The sequence below is a fragment of the Povalibacter uvarum genome (assembly GCF_014202975.1).
GTDB lineage: Bacteria > Pseudomonadota > Gammaproteobacteria > Steroidobacterales > Steroidobacteraceae > Steroidobacter > Steroidobacter uvarum.
Genome location: NZ_JACHHZ010000006.1, coordinates 38,159 through 54,858, shown reverse-complemented (window position 1 = coordinate 54,858; position 16,700 = coordinate 38,159). Strand labels below are relative to the sequence as shown.

Annotated in this window: 16 protein-coding genes, 1 tRNA gene and 1 rRNA gene; 9 read left to right on the top strand and 9 right to left on the bottom strand. The window is 59.2% G+C overall.

Going from position 1 to position 16,700, the window contains the following annotated elements; all coding sequences use genetic code 11:
- Positions 1–68 precede the first annotated feature (68 nt).
- Together rrf and HNQ60_RS22585 are read left to right on the top strand one after the other, a co-directional pair.
- Positions 69–184, top strand: a 5S ribosomal RNA gene (rrf, locus tag HNQ60_RS22590).
- Between the two features lie 92 nt (positions 185–276).
- Entirely contained in the window at positions 277–471 is a 195-nt protein-coding gene (locus HNQ60_RS22585) for a hypothetical protein (protein ID WP_184335053.1), read from the top strand.
- A 125-nt stretch (positions 472–596) separates the two neighbouring features.
- Here the strand turns inward: HNQ60_RS22585 and HNQ60_RS22580 are convergent, their stop codons facing one another.
- From HNQ60_RS22580 to lexA, 4 genes are read right to left on the bottom strand one after another with little or no spacing between them, the layout of a single operon-like run.
- Positions 597–3,689, bottom strand: coding sequence for an error-prone DNA polymerase (locus tag HNQ60_RS22580; RefSeq protein ID WP_184335052.1), 3,093 nt, complete (start codon positions 3,687–3,689; stop codon positions 597–599).
- On the bottom strand, positions 3,686–5,122 hold the full coding sequence (locus tag HNQ60_RS22575) for a Y-family DNA polymerase (RefSeq protein ID WP_184335051.1): 1,437 nt from the start codon (positions 5,120–5,122) through the stop codon (positions 3,686–3,688). The genes HNQ60_RS22580 and HNQ60_RS22575 overlap by 4 nt, the downstream gene beginning before the upstream one ends.
- Before the next feature lie 11 nt (positions 5,123–5,133).
- Entirely contained in the window at positions 5,134–5,838 is a 705-nt protein-coding gene (gene imuA, locus HNQ60_RS22570) for a translesion DNA synthesis-associated protein ImuA (protein ID WP_184335050.1), read from the bottom strand.
- Positions 5,839–5,844: 6 nt separating this feature from the next.
- On the bottom strand, positions 5,845–6,465 hold the full coding sequence (gene lexA, locus HNQ60_RS22565; RefSeq protein WP_184335049.1) for a transcriptional repressor LexA: 621 nt from the start codon (positions 6,463–6,465) through the stop codon (positions 5,845–5,847).
- 178 nt (positions 6,466–6,643) lie between these two features.
- Here lexA and ctlX point away from each other — a divergent pair, with 178 nt between their 5' ends.
- The 7 genes from ctlX to HNQ60_RS22530 all read left to right on the top strand — a co-directional run bounded on the left by ctlX (position 6,644) and on the right by HNQ60_RS22530 (position 11,345).
- Positions 6,644–7,573, top strand: a complete 930-nt coding sequence (ctlX, locus tag HNQ60_RS22560) for a citrulline utilization hydrolase CtlX (protein ID WP_221304399.1) — start codon at positions 6,644–6,646, stop codon at positions 7,571–7,573.
- Positions 7,574–7,637: 64 nt separating this feature from the next.
- A complete protein-coding gene (gene plsY, locus HNQ60_RS22555) occupies positions 7,638–8,282 on the top strand; it encodes a glycerol-3-phosphate 1-O-acyltransferase PlsY (protein WP_184335048.1) in 645 nt (214 codons plus the stop codon).
- Between the two features lie 3 nt (positions 8,283–8,285).
- On the top strand, positions 8,286–9,308 hold the full coding sequence (birA, locus tag HNQ60_RS22550) for a bifunctional biotin--[acetyl-CoA-carboxylase] ligase/biotin operon repressor BirA (protein WP_184335047.1): 1,023 nt from the start codon (positions 8,286–8,288) through the stop codon (positions 9,306–9,308).
- Positions 9,309–9,321: 13 nt separating this feature from the next.
- Entirely contained in the window at positions 9,322–10,074 is a 753-nt protein-coding gene (locus tag HNQ60_RS22545) for a type III pantothenate kinase (RefSeq protein WP_184335046.1), read from the top strand.
- A gap of 83 nt (positions 10,075–10,157) precedes the next feature.
- A complete protein-coding gene (locus HNQ60_RS22540; RefSeq protein ID WP_184335045.1) occupies positions 10,158–10,406 on the top strand; it encodes a c-type cytochrome in 249 nt (82 codons plus the stop codon).
- 32 nt (positions 10,407–10,438) lie between these two features.
- Complete coding sequence (locus tag HNQ60_RS22535; RefSeq protein ID WP_184335044.1) at positions 10,439–11,185, top strand: SPOR domain-containing protein; 747 nt, start codon at positions 10,439–10,441, stop codon at positions 11,183–11,185.
- An 84-nt stretch (positions 11,186–11,269) separates the two neighbouring features.
- A tRNA-Thr gene (locus tag HNQ60_RS22530) sits at positions 11,270–11,345 on the top strand.
- A 39-nt stretch (positions 11,346–11,384) separates the two neighbouring features.
- On the opposite strand, the gene HNQ60_RS22525 is transcribed toward HNQ60_RS22530, so the two are convergent.
- From HNQ60_RS22525 to HNQ60_RS22505, 5 genes are all read right to left on the bottom strand, one after another.
- Positions 11,385–12,557, bottom strand: a complete 1,173-nt coding sequence (locus HNQ60_RS22525; RefSeq protein WP_184335043.1) for a tyrosine-type recombinase/integrase — start codon at positions 12,555–12,557, stop codon at positions 11,385–11,387.
- Between the two features lie 412 nt (positions 12,558–12,969).
- Positions 12,970–13,974: a RelA/SpoT domain-containing protein gene (locus HNQ60_RS22520; protein ID WP_184335042.1), complete on the bottom strand. Its 1,005-nt coding sequence runs from the start codon at positions 13,972–13,974 to the stop codon at positions 12,970–12,972.
- Positions 13,974–15,014, bottom strand: a complete 1,041-nt coding sequence (locus HNQ60_RS22515; RefSeq protein ID WP_221304398.1) for a DUF262 domain-containing protein — start codon at positions 15,012–15,014, stop codon at positions 13,974–13,976. Before HNQ60_RS22515 ends, HNQ60_RS22520 begins: the two co-directional genes overlap by 1 nt.
- 348 nt (positions 15,015–15,362) lie before the next feature.
- Positions 15,363–15,962 carry an NIF family HAD-type phosphatase gene (locus tag HNQ60_RS28390; RefSeq protein ID WP_184335041.1) on the bottom strand — a complete coding sequence of 200 codons (600 nt, stop codon included), beginning with the start codon at positions 15,960–15,962 and terminating at the stop codon, positions 15,363–15,365.
- Positions 15,963–16,228: 266 nt separating this feature from the next.
- The gene (locus HNQ60_RS22505) at positions 16,229–16,468 is read right to left on the bottom strand and encodes a helix-turn-helix domain-containing protein (RefSeq protein ID WP_184335040.1); all 240 of its coding nucleotides are present in this window, start codon (positions 16,466–16,468) and stop codon (positions 16,229–16,231) included.
- Positions 16,469–16,700 lie beyond the last annotated feature (232 nt).

The window sequence follows — 16,700 nt, the reverse complement described above, 5'->3', positions numbered from 1 at the left end:
GTCGAACAACTTTCGAATTCCGGGAGCACGTTGAGCAATCAACGGGCTCAGTACGCGGAGCCAGTTTGCCTGGCGGCAATAGCAAGCGGGAACCACCCGATCCCATTTCGAACTCGGAAGTGAAAACGCTGTGCGCCGATGGTAGTGTGCCCTTCGGGCATGCAAGAGTAGGTCACTGCCAGGCTCTTAAATCGTGAGGAAGCCCTGCCGGATTTATCCGGCAGGGCTTTTTCCGTTTTCGGCCATCGATTTAATCGCACTGCAGCGGAGTAGGCGATGAATACCCTGGAAAGACGACAGATCGCACGGGCTCAGATCATCGACGTCTCGATCGCGAAGACAGGCGTCAGCAAGTCACGTCGGCAGCGAGCCGAAGCTACGAAGAAGTTGCGCAAGGCCATGGCTGCCAGCCACTTCGCATCGACCATCAAGACCGAAACCATTTCCTATCCTCGTCACGCTCACGGTTGAGCGGTCGAGCGAGCATTCGTGCCTGCGTCCATGCAGGCACGAACATGCGGCCGGCGTTTGTGCAAGCGCATCAGAACGCCGCATTCCTTCCGCAGTTGTATCCCCCAAAGAGCGTGAGCTGTCCATCAGTGAAAATCCCTTGAGTTGCGCGGCAGCGATCTGACCCAGTGCGAGAAATCCTGCACTCGCTGAGCTACCACGTGAACTACTCCTTCCTGACTCTGTAGTTCTCCTTCGACGATCATCAGCTTCGTCTGCAGGATCCGGTGCCGGTAGTTCGCAAAGACTGCCGGCCAGAAGATGATGTTGTTGATGCCGGTCTCGTCCTCGAGCGAACCGAAGATCACGCCATTTGCGGTCTGCGGATGCTGCAGATGAGTGACCAGTCCACTCACAATGACTGTCGTGCCTGAAGCAATCGAATCAAGTTCGCGGCGACTCGATACCCCCATGCGCCGCAAGCTCGATCGCATCAGCGCAAGCGGATGACGCCCGCTGCTGAAGCCGAGTTGCTGGTAGTCCCGCTGAATCTCCTCCCATTCGGTCGGCGCCGGCAACTGTATGGATTCGCCGGGTGTCGGCACGTCCTCGAGCATTCCTGGCAGACGCTCCACGCCGAGAGCGGACCAGGATGCAGTGTTGCGATGATTTACCAGGCTGCGAAATGCTCCGCCATTCGCCAGCACCTTGATCGATCGCTTTGGAATCAGCGATCGCGCAGAAAAGTCCTCGATGGAAACGAACGGTTGTGTTCGACGGGCCTCGACGATCTTCTGCGCTTCCGTCTCCCGCAGGCCTCGTACCAATCTCATTCCCAATCGAATTGCATGATTGCCCGGGGCGATGGTTTCGAGCGTGCATTCCCAATCGCTCATCGTGACATCGATTGGCCGGATCTCGACTCGCTGTCGCTTTGCCTGTTCCAGCAACTGTGCAGGCTGATAGAAACCCATCGGCTGACTGTTGATCAGTGAAGCGAAAAAAGCCGCAGGTCGATGCCGCTTCAGCCAGCTCGACTGATATGTCAGCAGGGCAAAGGAAGCGGCGTGCGATTCGGGGAAGCCATATTCGCCGAAGCCTTCCACCTGCTTGAAGATTCTCTCGGCAAACTCCTCCGAATAGCCGTTCCTGCGCAAGCCACTCATCAGCTTGTCGCGCTGTGCACCCATCTTCCCAGTGCGCTGCCAAGCACCCATCGCGCGCCGTAGTTCGTCAGCTTCTCCGGCTGTGTAGTCGGCTGCAACGATGGCGATCTGCATCACCTGTTCCTGGAAGATCGGCACGCCGAATGTCTTTTCCAGAACCGGGCGAAGTGCGTCGCTGGGATAGTCGATGGCTTCTCCCAATCGATGCTTCTCCCGGGCTTGCAGGAAGGGATGCACCATCCCGCCTTTGATCGGCCCGGGGCGAACGATGGCGACTTCGATCACCAGGTCGTAATAGTCGCGCGGTTGCAGTCTCGGCAACATGCTCATCTGCGCACGCGATTCGATCTGGAAGACGCCGACAGTATCGGCAGCACAGATCATGTCGTATGTAGCAGTATCGGCATCGGGCACCTGGTCCATCCGCGCCGGCCAGCCGTCGGTGGCTGCCGAGAAGTCGAACGCCTTGCGCATCGCGGTGAGCATGCCGAGCGCGAGCACGTCCACTTTCAACAATCCCAGCGATTCGAGGTCCGTCTTGTCCCATTGAATGACCTTGCGTCCTTCCATTGCGGCGTTTTCGATCGGCACGAGCTCGCTGACGGGTTCTTCAGAGATGACAAAACCTCCGACATGCTGAGAAAGATGACGCGGAAAGCCGAGCAGCAGGCCCACCAGCGCGCAAAAGCGCCTCGCGATGTCGGTGCTCAGATGCAACCCGAGTGCCCCGAGATTCCTGCGAAAGACTTCCGGCTCGTCCCAGTACACATGCGACTTCGCAATGCGATCGATGAGATCGGCATCCAGGCCGAGTGCTTTGCCGACATCGCGAATCGCGCTGCGGCTTCTGTACGTGATCACCGTGGCTGCCAGGGCGGTCCGCTGCCTTCCGTACTTGTTGAAAATGTACTCAATGACTTCCTCCCTGCGCTCGTGCTCGAAGTCGACGTCGATGTCGGGAGGCTCGCCACGCTCCTTGCTGAGGAAGCGCTCGAACAAGAGGTTTGCCTTTCCAGGATCTACTTCGGTCACGCCAAGGGTGTAGCAGACGACTGAATTGGCTGCCGAGCCGCGTCCCTGGCACAGAATCGGCGCCCCTTTGCAGCGCTTGCGCGCGAAATCGACGATGTCATTCACCGTCAGGAAGAAATGCTCGTAGCCGAGATCCTGGATCAGGTCGAGCTCCTTCTCGATCACCTTGCGGATACCTGGCGGGACGCCCTGCGGCCATCGTCTCAGAATGCCTTGTTCAGTCAGATCGCGCAGATGCTGAGTGGCATTGCAGCCTGCGGGTACCAGCTCGCACGGATAGCGATACTTCAAGTTCTTCAGTGAGAACTCACAGCGCGCCGCAATTCTCGCCGACTCTTCCAGGAGCTCTCGCGGGTAAAGCCCCTGCAGCTCCTCATACGTGCGCAAGTGCCGCTCACCGTTGGGAAAGAGTCGATGACCTGCCTTCTCGATCGTGCAGCCATGCCGAATCGCTGTCACGGTGTCCTGCAGAGCTCGTCGCTCTCGCGTGTGCATATGAACATCGCCAGCGGCGACCAATGGAATTCCCAGCGCGTCGCCACACTGCTGGAGCTTCGCCAGATGCTGCGCGTCGTCCGGCTGACGATGCAATTCCACTGCGATCCAGCATCGCTGCGGAAATCTTTCACGCAGCCATCCCGCATGCGAAGTGCGAATCTCCTGTCCAGGAACCCACAAGGCCAGGCATTCACTCAGATCCACCTCGAGACCGGCTCGCGATAGTCGATACTCTCCCTTCGGTGAATCGATTCTGGCTGCGGTAATGACCCCGCAAATCTGTGCATATGCGCGCTGCGTCGGCGCCAACAGGACAACGTGCAGCCCATCGCTGGTGCGGAATTCCGAGCCCACGATCAGCTTCAATCCGTGGTCCTTCGCCTCGGTGTACGCGCGAACTATGCCGGCCATGGAACATTCGTCGGTGATTGCCAGCGCCGTGTACTCGAGTTCTTTTGCGCGCTGGACGAGCTCCTGCGGATGTGAAGCGCCACGCAGGAACGAGAAGTTGGTGACGCAATGCAGTTCTGCGTACCTCGTCATGACCAGAATCCATGCAGGTACCAGTCTGAATTTTTCAGATCCTTGAAGACCCACAGGTCGGGTCCGTTCGCGACCTGCACGACGTAGTAGTCGCGCTGCACATCGCCGCTGTCCCACCAGCCTGCTTCAATCCGTTCGGGCCCGGAGGCAATTTTCGGCACGCCCGAAAGCTGCAACGGCCGGGGTTGAGGCAGCAGCCACAGAGGTCGATCCGGAAACTGAAGGTTCGATAGAGGTTCTTCGAGAGCAGCGGAAGACCAGCTGGATTCCGGCCGATGATCTGCCGCAAGCCGCACGCTGTGAACGTTCTCGTTCCCCAACCGGGTCGCGATCCGGTCGAGCGTGTGCGACAAGTCTTCGACTTCGTGCAGCGAACGATTCAGCAGGTCATTCTGCAGCGCGCTCGGCGTCGCGAACTCGGCGGCATGCAGGCTCAATGAGAGGGTCGATTCCGGCAGGTCGAGGTTCTGCAGTCGCTCACGAGCCAGCGACAGAAATCGATCGGCATTGCGATCGGAAACCGACGAGCCGATCGATACCTGCGTCGCCGGCGCGTCGCGATGTCCGAACGAAATTGTAAAACGCTGAACGCCGGTGTCTCGGCCCCGAAGGTAACCAGCAAACTCATTCAACATTCGTCGCAATGGAAACAGCAACGCTTCCGTATTGCGCACCTCGAACTCGAATTCGAAATGCGCCGAGTATTTTTCAGGCAGGCGAAATGAGATCCGGGGATCAGGCGATTCGCCCATCAGCCGGTCGAGAAAATGACTCGTGTCCGGCCCGAAGCGTTTCGCGATCGCGGCCCGCGGAAGTTCCAGCAGCATGCCTAACGTGCGAATGCCGACAGTGTGCAGTTGCTGCGTCATGTCCGGCGGCAAGGTCAGTTTGCCCACAGGCAGATGACGGATGCGCATGAAGAGAGCATTGGGAGAAGTAATGGCGACGCGAATGCCCGCGCGGGCGAGCAGGGCAGCGCCTTCGAGCGTCGGCCCGATCCCGAGCTGATAGGTGTAGTGGAGCTCCTTCAGTTCAGCCTCGACGCGCTCGATGAAATTCCTGAATCCACCGAACAGATTGAGGCTCGCGCCGATTTCGAGCCAGAGGCACGACGTGCGGGCAAGGCGCAATTCCTCGTGGATTTCACCCAGGATGACAGTGCTGCTGAACTGGTAGGCCCAGCCTGCAATCCGTTCGAGAGAAGCCTGTTCCGCACCGACCTTGCGATTCAGTACCGTGAGCTGCGGATGAATCGCGAGTGCCACGGTGTAGTTCATCGGCGTCTGCAGATTTGCCCGCTCCGCCGCTTCATTGCAGCAGAGGATCCATCGCGTGCTGCCCTCGCAGGTCGTGACGACTGTGGCCGAGTCCGTTTTTTCCGGCTGCAAAGCCTCCAGGGGCAACTGGGGCAGGGAAATGCAGAGCCAAAGCATGGAAGAAGCCGCTAGCTGTTAGCTGCTAGCGAGTGAGCCAGAAGGCCGGAGAGTGCCCCAGAAACATTTTCTGGCTGCTGCGCATGAGGCTCTGAGGGTAGAGACTGATGATTCAGAGCGATCGAGAAGCCACCTCGAGTGCCGCGGCACTTCAGCACATCGATCAGCAATCCCTGCTCATTCGTTTGCAGCCGCATGCGTACCGCTGCCGGCGAAGCCTCAAGTGCAGCCACGGGCGGGCGATAGATGAATCCTGTACTGCGGCCTGCTTCGGCAGCAAGCTGCAGGCGGCGCACATCGCGATCCCTGATCGATGTTGGCCATCCCACGACCGCACCGAATGACTTGCAACGCAAGGTCTGCTCGAGAGTCCAGAGCGTGTCCGTGTTCTTCTCTGCGCGGATGACGAGCAGATGATCGAGGCGAACGCCGTGATTCTTCAGCGCAGGCGCAAATGGAATGTAGGGCGGCGAAACCAGCGCCACGTATCGCTCGCCCTGCGTGATTCTCGAAACGGCCGGCATCAGCAAACGAAACTCACCGATGCCGATTTCTGCCGGCATCAGCTCGACGATGGTGCCGCTCTGCCAGCCACCGTGCGGAAGCCTGGCATCAAGTTCCGGATGACCGCTGGCTTCGATCGCCGGCGGCGCAACGCCTTCGCGATTGAGATTGCACAGCTGCGTGAGCTGCTGAAGCGTGGCCGCACGATTCATGATCGTTCATTGGTTGCGCTGGAGTCCTGTGCGAATGATTCCCACGGCCAGTCCTTCGACCGTGAGCTCCTGAGTGCGCAGATCGATCTCGATCGGTTCGTAAGCAGGATTGGCGGGTTCGAGCCGCACGCGATGATCCAGTCGGCGGTAATACTTCACTGTCGCTTCATCGCCGATGCGTGCGACGACGATCTGTCCGTTGTGCACTTGCGATGTCCGATGCACGGCCAGCAGATCGCGATCGAGAATGTCTGCGTCTTTCATGCTGTCGCCGCGCACGCGCAACAGAAAATCCGCCTGGGGACGGAAGAGTCCCGGTGTGATCTGGATGCGTTCCTCGATGTTGCTTTCCGCCAGGATCGGCGAGCCCGCGGCGATCCGGCCCAGCAGGGGCAGGCCTTCAGAGTTGATGGGGCTCTGCAGCAGGCGAATTCCCCGCGAAATGCCGGGGGCGAGTTCGATGGCGCCCTTATTCGCCAGAGCCCGCAGATGCTGGTCGATACCTTGGCGGTTCCTGAGCCCCAGCCCGTCCGCGATCTCGCCCCGCGTGGGAGGCAAGCCATGGCTTTCGAGAAATTCTCGAATAAAAGCCAATACTTCCAGTTGCTTGGGACTGAGGTCGATCACAGGAAAAGATACCAGACGAATGTCTGGTATCGAGTCTAGGAGCACTCGCGAACCCGGGCAAGTCAGATTTTCTGAACGCTCCGAAGTCCCTACCAGACGCCGCGGGGAGCCCCCGAATCACTCCGCTATACTCGCGCGCCACTTAGAAGGCCGCCCCAAGGCGACCGGAATCCGGAACATGACGGAATCGCAGACCACCTCGCACGTGTTGATGATCCGCCCGGTGCGATTCGCGGGGAACGTTCAGACCGCAGCATCCAATCGCTTCCAGCAACTCGACGGAGCGGTCGCTGATGCCCAGGCCGCGGCTCTGAATGAGTTCGACGCGCTCGCGAATGCGCTGCGCGCGAACGATGTTGACGTTCACATCGTCGATGACACGCCCGAGCCGCACACGCCGGATTCGATCTTCCCCAACAACTGGGTGAGCTTCCATGCTGATGGCACCGTCGTGCTTTATCCGATGCTCGCTGCGAATCGGCGGCTCGAACGACGACTCGACATCGTCGAAGCGCTCGATCTCCACGACGGATTCCATGTCTCCCGCACTGTCGATCTCACGCATCGCGAAGCGGAGGGCAAGTTCCTCGAGGGCACGGGCAGCCTGGTCCTCGATCGGATCAATCGCATCGCCTACGCGTGCCTGTCCCCGCGGACCGATATGGATGTGCTCGGTGAATTTGCGCAGCGACTCGACTACGACATCGTTGCATTCGAAGCCTTCGATGCGGGCGGCGAGCCCATCTATCACACCAACGTACTGATGTCGGTCGGCGCTCGCTGCGTCGCGATCTGCAGCGCGAGCATCGAGCCGCAGCGACGTGCAGCGGTGATGGAAACGCTCGCGAAGAGCGGCCGCGAAGTCATCGATCTCAGCATGGAGCAGATGAATTCATTCGCCGGCAATATGCTCGAATTGCAATCCCGCTCCGGCACGCCGGTCCTTGCCATGTCGGAAGCAGCGAGAACGGTGCTCGACAGCGATCAGCGCGCGAAGCTCGAAGCTCACGCAAAGATCGTCAGTGTGCCCATTCCGACCATCGAGCGGCTGGGCGGTGGGAGCGTGCGCTGCATGATTGCGGAAGTGCATCTGCCGAGGAGAAAGTGATCACGTGATCCGGTGATTGTGTTGTCGCTTCAGCACCCCGCAACGTTCCCGTACAATCCAGAATATGCTCGAACTCGGCGTCAAAACCCTCATCGCCTACCTGCTCGGCGCTCTCATCGGGAGCCTGATCGTGGGTCGGCTGCGTGGGGGTGTCGATATCCGCACGATGGGCAGCGGCAATGCCGGCGGCACGAACGCGCTGCGTACGCAGGGATACATGTTCGCGTTCTGGGTGATGGTGATCGATATCGGTAAGGGATGGGTTGCGGTTGCGCTGTTGCCATCGCTTTCGATGCCGGGCATCCCAATCGATCCTTCGGTCGATCGCGACTGGCTTACGGTGGCCTGTGCTGCCGCGGTCGTCGTGGGACATGTCTATCCCGTGTGGTACGGTTTTCGCGGCGGGAAGGGTGCGGCGACGCTGATCGGCGTACTCGCCGGCCTGAAAATCTCAGCGCTGCTGCCCGTGCTCGCCGTCTGGCTGGTGACCGTGATGATCACGGGCTTCGTTGGATTGGCAACGATGCTGGCCGTTGCATCGTTCCCTGCCTATCTCTACATCGCTGAACCGACGCCATCGATTGCGTTGCTCACCTTCGGATGCGTGATGGCGCTGTTCGTCTGCTACACCCATCGATCGAACATCGATCGCATGCTGCAAGGCTCCGAGAACCGGGTGCGGCGACTGTGGCTGTTCCGCCCTCGCTGATCGATGGTTCAGCGCAGATCCCAGACCCAGGCACGACGACTGCGACTGCTGTCGCTGTTGTCCGATGGCGCGTTTCATTCGGGTGAAAAGCTGGCGAAGCGCCTGCGCGTCTCGCGCGCCGGTATATGGAAGCTGATTCACAGCCTCCAGGATCTCGGGATCGAAATAGAGTCGGTGGCGCGTCAGGGATATCGTCTGCCGCGTGCGGTCGATCTGCTCGACAAGTCGGCGCTGCTCGCTGCGATGTCGAAGAACACGCAAGCGCTCCTTGATCACGTCGACGTGATGCTCACTGTCGATTCGACCAACCGCTACGTGTACGACAACGTGAGCGTCGCGCCAGGCCACGCGCAACTCTGCGTGGCTGAAGTGCAGAATGCGGGTCGGGGGCGACGCGGCAGAACATGGCTCGCACCATTCGGCAGTGGGATCTGCATGTCGATCGGCTGGCAGTTCCAGGAAGCGCCGCCCACCTTCTCCGCGCTCAGTCTCGCAGTGGGCGTCGCCGCGATCCGGGCGTTGAAGCGCTTCGGCGCCGATGATGTCGCGCTCAAGTGGCCCAACGATCTTATCTGGCGCGGCCGGAAACTCGGCGGCATCCTGATCGAGATGCGAGGCGAATCGGGTGGGCCTTCGACGGTCGTGATCGGTATCGGTGTAAACATGCACATGCCGACCGCTGCCCGTCTTGCGCTCGCCGAGCAGCAGGCAGCGCTCATAGCGGACGTACACGAAATCCTTCGCGACAGGACACCGACTCGCAACGCGGTGGCCGGTGCGCTCACGGAAGAGATCGTCGCGATGCTTCGTGTCTTCGCGCTGAGCGGTTTCGCCGCGTTCGCGGATGAATGGCGGCAGCTCGATGGGCTGGCGGACGCGCCAGTGAAAGTGATGGCCGGTACGCAGACATTGCTCGGAACAGCTCGCGGTGTCGACACGGACGGAGCGCTACTCGTCGAGATGGAAGGCGAGCTTCGCCGTTTCGTCTCCGGCGAAGTGAGCGTGCGCAGCGAGCGTCGAGCTTGAGCCGGCGATACAGATGAACCTTCTCTTCGACATCGGCAACACGCGCATCAAATGGGCAACGCTCGACGGCGGTGTTCTGAGTGCGCAGCGAGCCGAGCCTCATGCCGAATGGGACAACGAGCGAGTGCATGCCGTCGTTCTTTCGGGAATGACGCGTCCTGCGCGAGTGATCGTCAGCAACGTCGGCGGCAGCCGGGTCGCTTCGCTGGTCCAGTTGGCAATCTCGACTCGATGGGGCATCGAGCCGGAGTTCGTGACTTCGACCGCGGAAGCCTGCGGCGTCCGGAATGCCTATCCCGTTCCCCAGAATCTCGGTGTAGATCGCTGGCTCGCGGTGATCGCGGCCCATTCGCGAAGCAAGCAACTCTCTTGCATAGTGAGTTGCGGTACCGCGATGACGATCGATGGAGTCGATGCAAGCGGACAGCATCTTGGCGGCGTGATCGTCCCGGGACCGGGGCTCATGGTGGGCAGCCTCCTGCGCAATACCAGCGATATCGCAACTCGCGCACAGCAAGGCTCGACCGGCGACGCGCTGTTTGCCGACAACACCCTGGGCGCCATTCACCAGGGTGCCGCGCATTCGCTGGCAGCGCTGGTCGAACGCGCTGTGGATTCGATGCATCGATCGGCGGGCACCGAGCCGAAATTGCTGCTGACCGGAGGTGCCGCCCCAGTGATCGAGCGTTTGATTTTCCGGACACATGAGGCTGTGCCGGACCTCGTGCTGCAAGGGCTTGCACGGCTGAGTACATCCCGCGAGTGACCGGGTCGGCCCGGTCCGCCCGGTCGTGTATCATCGCCGGCGCCGGATCGAAGGAGAGCACGTTGATCAGGGATCTTTGTATCGTGACCGCAGGTCTGACTCTCTGCAGCGGTATTGCGACTGCGGCAGATGCAGCCGCGGGCAAGGCGGCAGCGCAGTCCAAATGCGTTCAATGCCACGAGGCGGACGACTGGGAAGGGGAGAGCGCGGCGTCGCTCGAATCGCTCATTCGTGACATCGTCGCCGGCAAGGTGAAGCACAAGAGCAAGCTGCAGTTGTCGGAGGCCGAGATCGCCGATATCGCAGCCTACTGGGGAAAGGGCGGGAAGTGATTACATCGTCGTCGCGTTCTCGCTGATCATTCATGCGCACCTTCTGCCTCGCCTTCCTCCTCGCCAACGTTCTCTTTCTGAGCTGGTCGCAGCTCATCGATGTGCGCGTCAGCGATCTCGACCGCAGACCCGCTGCGGCAGTTACGCCGCCCCCCCGTATCGTTCTTGCGAAGGAAGCTGCCAGTGAGGCAACGGAGCCCAGTGTCGTAAAGCGTGTGCAACCGCCACGTGTAGCTCCTCTTGGCGCGACGCTGCCGCCTCCGGAGCAAACTGCGGCGGTTACCCCATCAACCGATGTGCTTGCCTGCACAAGTGTTGGTCCGTTTCAGGATCTCGCGGACGCTGCTCATGCGCAGGCCGCATTGAAGGGTGCCGGCTTCGAACCGCGTCAGCGTCTCGAGCAGGGCGAGCTCTGGGTCGGCTACTGGGTGAGTGTGCAGAATTTCGAGTCGCGCGAAGCTGCCGAAGCCGCCCTGAAGTCGCTGATCGACAGCGGCGTCTCCGATGTCTACCTCATGCCCGGTTCGGAACCCGCCAACGTGCTTTCGCTCGGAGTGTTTTCCGACTACCAGCGGGCCCAGCGCCGGGCCGAGGAAATCCGCATCCTCGGCCTCGAGCCCCGGATCGACGACCGCAAACGGGCCGGCTCGGTGTACTGGGTCGACGTCGATCTGCCTGAGCCCGGTCAGGTGGTCGATACCAGCATTTTCCAGACGGATCCCGGGAAAATTACGCGGCTGGAGCTGCGCCCCTGCCCGCAAAATGCAGGGAATGCCTGAGATCCGCGCGATCGAGGTGTGATTGGGGGCGTGATTCGCGCCGCTTCCCCCGCTACAATTCCGCCCCCGCGATAGTCCCGCCGTGCCGGCTTAGCACAGTTGGTAGTGCATCTGATTTGTAATCAGAGGGTCGGGGGTTCGAGTCCCTCAGCCGGCACCATTTTACTCAAAGCAGAACAGTCACTTAGCGAGCTAGCAACTAGCTCGAACGCCTCCTTAAACAGGTGATTGTGGGGCCCTTGTGGGACTCGTCGCTGCACGCTTTCTCCGCCGCCGAAACCAGGTTCGAAACCTCCGCGGCTGAGTAGTGGGTGGTGATCCGTCCGCTCTTGTGACCCAGCAAGTCCTGGCGATCCTCGAAGGAGACACCTGCCGACCGAAGGCGCCGACCGAACGTGTGCTTCAAGTCATGCACCCGCGCCCGTCGGAATCCATCCGGTGCCGGCTCTCCGTGCCGAGACTCCCACTCGCTGGCGGCGCGTTCACGGGCGGCCTTCCAGGCCGTGGTGTTCATCTTCACGATGGGCACTGGCGTCCGTGATGCGAGCTCGTCTTCCGATGCACCCTTGCGGGCTGTCGGCAGCCGGGCGAACACGAACTCGGAATGCATGCCTCGCACACTCTCGATGATCGAGTGGGCGACGCGATTGAGTACGACGAGGCGATCCTCATCGTTCTTCACTCGCTCGCCGGAAATGATGAAGACTGAAGTCCCCAACTCCGGCACCGGAACCTCATCACTCCACTTGAGGCCACACACTTCCTGTTCGCGACAACCGGTGTTCACCTTGAACAAGGCCATCCGTGCCAGGTAGTCGGGCAGCTGCTGAAAGAGCATCGCCTGTTCCTCTCGTGAAAGAGGGTAGGGCGAGCGCTTGTCGGTCACGGGCAGCATCTTGATCTTGGGTGCCTGCTGCAACCAAGTCATGCCCAGTTCGTCACGCCACTCGTTCGCTGCCAGATTCAAGATTCTTCTCACGGTTGTCATCGCCAGGTTGATCGTCAGCGTCTTCACGCCTTCCGATCGGCGCTTGTCGATGAACGATTGCAGCGTTCCCATGTGCACCTGTCGCAGCCACAAATGCCCGATGAAGGGATCGAGGCGCTTCAGATGCATCGCGTCGTTGTCGATGGTTCGCTTGTGCTGGTTCTCCTTCAGGAACTTGGTCGCTGCCACACGGAAGGTACGATCGGGTCGAACTCCGAAGAGACTCGCGTTGCGGGCCTCCTCGATGCGTCGCGCTAGGAGCGCTTCGGCTTCACCGATCTCACTTGTTCCAGTGCTTTCGCGAATTCTCGTTCCTCTGACGATCTTGTCGATATGCCAGATGCCACCGCGCTTGGTGAGACCTGACGTCTTTCGGTTTCCCATGGCTTACTCCTTTCGGATGAAGCCGCGGAACGCCCGTTGCGGCTCTTATGGTCATCCGCCCATTGGTCGAGGTCAATGCGATCGAAGGCGATGCCGTGTGCGCCGATGGGGATGGCGATGAAGAGAGGGCGCACTTCGTCGTTGAAGCGGTTTTTGTCCATGCCGAGGTAGGCAGGGGCGTCGCGGAGGCGGATTAGGCGGGGGGTGATGGTCATGCACAGATCATCCAGAGTGGCTTCCGCCGCCTTAAGGGCGAGCGGTCACCTGGTAGAGATTGTGCAGCGAGGATTCAATTGGGTCTGGTTGAGTTTCGACGGCAAAGTGGGTGAAACCCGGCTGCAGACCGGGCACGATAAAGATTCGGCCCCAGTCGTGAATCGAGGGTGCGCCTCGGTCAATGACCGGAGTTTAGCTAAGCCACTCCCGGCAACTCAAAGTTGAAGCTCGCCTTGATATCCCCGACGGCCGGAAACACCGACCGAAGCTGATCAGTTACTACGGGGCAGTAGTCAGCTAGCGCTCCGCGAATTGCGCCCCCTGCGGCCAGAGACCCCAGAACAAATTGTAAGAGCGATATGCTCCTTGGGAACGCCTCGCCCTTGTTCTTATCGATCGTCAACTGAATTAGCTGGATAGTCCTGTCCATCACGTCTCGCTCGACGAAGCGCCGCGCACCAACCGCCGCGCGAATGAGCGTATAGACGTTCTCTGAGAATCTGACCCAACTTGCTGGCTCACAGTCACGAGGGATATCGCCGTTCGTGAACCGGGCTCGAAACATCTGTTCGATTGCACGCCTATGAGAAATCTCCGGCCAGTTCTCTTCGGTGATTAACTCTGCTGCTTGATCAAAGCCCGCTATCAAGCTATCCATCTGTTCAGTTGCGGCCTTAAGCTGCGCAATGAGACGTAGGCGCCGCCAGTCAATGCTGTCGCCCTTATAGACGATACTGTGCGTCGCAACAGTCCACGCGTGCTCAAACGCGGTTCGGACCTGTACTTCGAAGCGCTGGCGGCTGAGTGCGTCCGGAGGTTCGGGGATCAACGTTGGGCGAAGCGTGGCGATGAATCGCGTGGAGTCGTAGCGGAACGTGCTGGGATCCTTCAGAGCACTTCCGCGCTTTCTCGTTTGGATCTCGCGAAAAGCGCCGCGCAAGAACTCGAGAATTTCAGGCTCCTCGGCGCTGGTAGGAACTACGATCGTGCAGGCATAGAGATCGTCTAGTTCAGACCATGCTTGATAACGGCCGCTCTCGATCTTCTCTGCTAGAGATCCGGGTTCCTTTTGCCTTCCAATGAACGCGTATCCGGTGCCTTCCAATTTTCGCAGTACGATTGAGCGTGCACGTTCCGCGATTTCCAGAAGGATCGGATTCGACTGCTTGTACTTAAGGTCTACAGCCAATGGAACGATCATCAAAGCAACCCCTGGATGACCTTTTTCACGATTGCGATTCGTATGTCGCGTGGTCCCTTATCGTTCGACGCCGACCGAGCCGCATCGAAGTAGTCCTGAAGTTCTTTGTTCGCCGCAAGTTCCTTCTCGCTCGACAGCCGCTCTACGAACTTCATCAAGCGCTGACTAACCTCGCTTGGAGTTGGTACTGCTTTCTCTCGGTACAGTTGCATAAGCGCACCGAACAAAGAATAGAAATCGGCCTGATTGCGCAATCTCGAACTTTCGAGATCGAAGCCATCTTGTCCGGCTCGAGCGATGTCTCTGATAATCTGAGTTACCGTCCGAAACTCATCGTCAACCTCAACTCGCTTTTCCCAGGCCTCGTCTCGATTGGCATATGCCGTATCTAGATCTTCTTGAGAGTAGCCCTTTACGCCCTCCTCGACGAGCAACATCAAGTACGAGACGAATTCCACATCCTTCATCTGCTTTCTGGAGGCTTGAACTATTCGCGGCAGGTTCTTGCCAAGCGTGAGTTCCATCCACTCCGAAAGAGATTCTGCCGTCGATATAAACTCCCCGCTGAAACGTGCGTGACGCAACTCTTGCGCCGTAAGCTTTACGGTGTTTCGATTGATTCGATCAAATATTCCTTTGATCACCTCTTCATCATCCGAAGGCACGTACTCGACCAAAAGGATATAACTCCAAAACTCCTTCTTTACTGCGTCGGGTAGATTTCTGAAGTACATTCCTTGGTGCTTCTGCAGTTTCGAGTCTTCTGCTACCGGAAACTTGTTCTCAATGAATTCAAAAATGGAGGTCAAACGCTGCTTTCCGTCAACGACATGCTGAAGTGTGAACCCATCGGGCGAGATGTCCTGATAAAGGAAGATGGCGGGTGCAGGAAGCCCTAGCAGTACAGTTTCGATAAAGTAGTCTTTGAAGCTCTGATTCCAGACGCTCCGTCGCTGGTATGGCGGTTCAAGATCTAGCACGTTGCGTTGCCTGAGATCGTTAAACCAAGCAACCGTTTGGAAATTTGGGCGTCGCTGCATCAGTTCTTCCTTTTCTGGGGCGCAAGTAGACGTGCAAAGCACCTCTCGCCCCGCTAACTTAAATACTCTCTATACACGATCAAAACCGTGGCGGTACCGTAACGAGCCACCTCTGCGAGCAGCTCTTTGATTGAGCTTGCCCGTGCATTGACGGCATCGACGAGTACGGCGAGGCGAGCGGTTCGCTCCATGGTGCTTACCTGCATTGGCGCCTGGTTCTTATGTCTGCATCCGCTGGGTCTAGCGCGTGCCAAATCTAACCCAGGACCGGCCGGCGGGGAATGGGTAGTCGGGCGCGGAACATTGCGTACCGCCCGGATTCGCTGGAGTGCCAGATGTATCTAAGGCTTAGCGGGCGCCTCGATCGGTATTTCTACGCGACCGCCAGCCACGCTTCTCAACTCGACGCATGTCGGGTTGCTGTGACAGTTCGTGGAGGTACTTAGCGAGATGCAAGAGTTCAGCGTCCGCGGGGTCGCCTTCGAACGCCGAAATGCGAACCAGATTCCCGTAGTTCTTTTCGTGCTTCTCAGGAGAGTCATCCACAACCAGGACACGCCTCAAGTCGTACCCGAATCTCGTCAATTTCGCCAAGCGTTTCGCATGTACCTCCGTCTGCGACTCCGGCTCCCATCGGCGAGTGCATTTGTCGCGGGCCCAGATGAACTCGAGAGTTGTTGGATCTGGAAAGATGAGGTTGCAGACGTGGCTGGCGTAGTCCAGCGAAGAAGAAGTCCATACGGCTAGTCGGAAGCCCGTCGTCACTTGGTGCAGAAAGTCAGTGAGCCCCGGACGGAGGTGGATGCCGTATCCAAAGAGCACGCAGTGCGGATCTAGCGAGAATGGCGGTTCCTGTGCGTGCACCAAGGTTTCATCCAGATCCAGGATCAGCAGGATGCGGCCGTCATCACCAGTGCTGAAGCGAGGTGGAGCGGAGCGAGGAATCATGGATGTTCGGTTGAGGAGTCGAGGCAGGGCAGGGAGCAAGCATGAACTCTGCGGCGGTTAGTTGTGAAGCCCGGTGAAAGGGTGCATCTCGCCTTCGAATGCCTGGGTAAAAACAACACCACTTGTTCACAAGTGGTGACAAATTTACCCACGGTGACCCGGTCGTGGAGTCCTATGCGGAGCCGGCTCTTGTGAGAGGGTGCTGAGCGAGCCGTGGCGGTCAAACATTGCGGCCGGTGATCGGATTGATGCTCTAGTCGCGCCCCTCATGGCTTGCTGGCACGGATCACCTTCGCGAGCAGCTTCGTGGGTTCAACTCCAACCCCATTCGCGTAATCGATGAACTCGAGCAAAGTGATGTGGCGTTCACCCAGCTCAACTCGCGCGATCACGGACTGATCTCGCTCGAGCCGAGTGGCCAACTCACGCTGTGTGAGCTTTGCGTTCGTCCTCGCTTCGACCAGCACGCTACACAGTGCTTGTTGCTCAACAGTCAGTTCACCCACGCAGGTGCTCCGTTCTACCTTGATGCTGTCGCACGGGCTTGATGTGAAAATCACATCAGGATAGGATAGGCCCTAGATTGCTTGCTCGAAGTATAGAGGTAAGCCGCAAAGTTCGACGACATCAAGGAAGCGGCGCCCGATGGTGTTGGAGCACCGTCGGGCGCCTGACCACAGCCAGCCTGACGAGAGGATGACTATGGCTAAGCGACAGTCTACGTCCAACGCGGCCGGC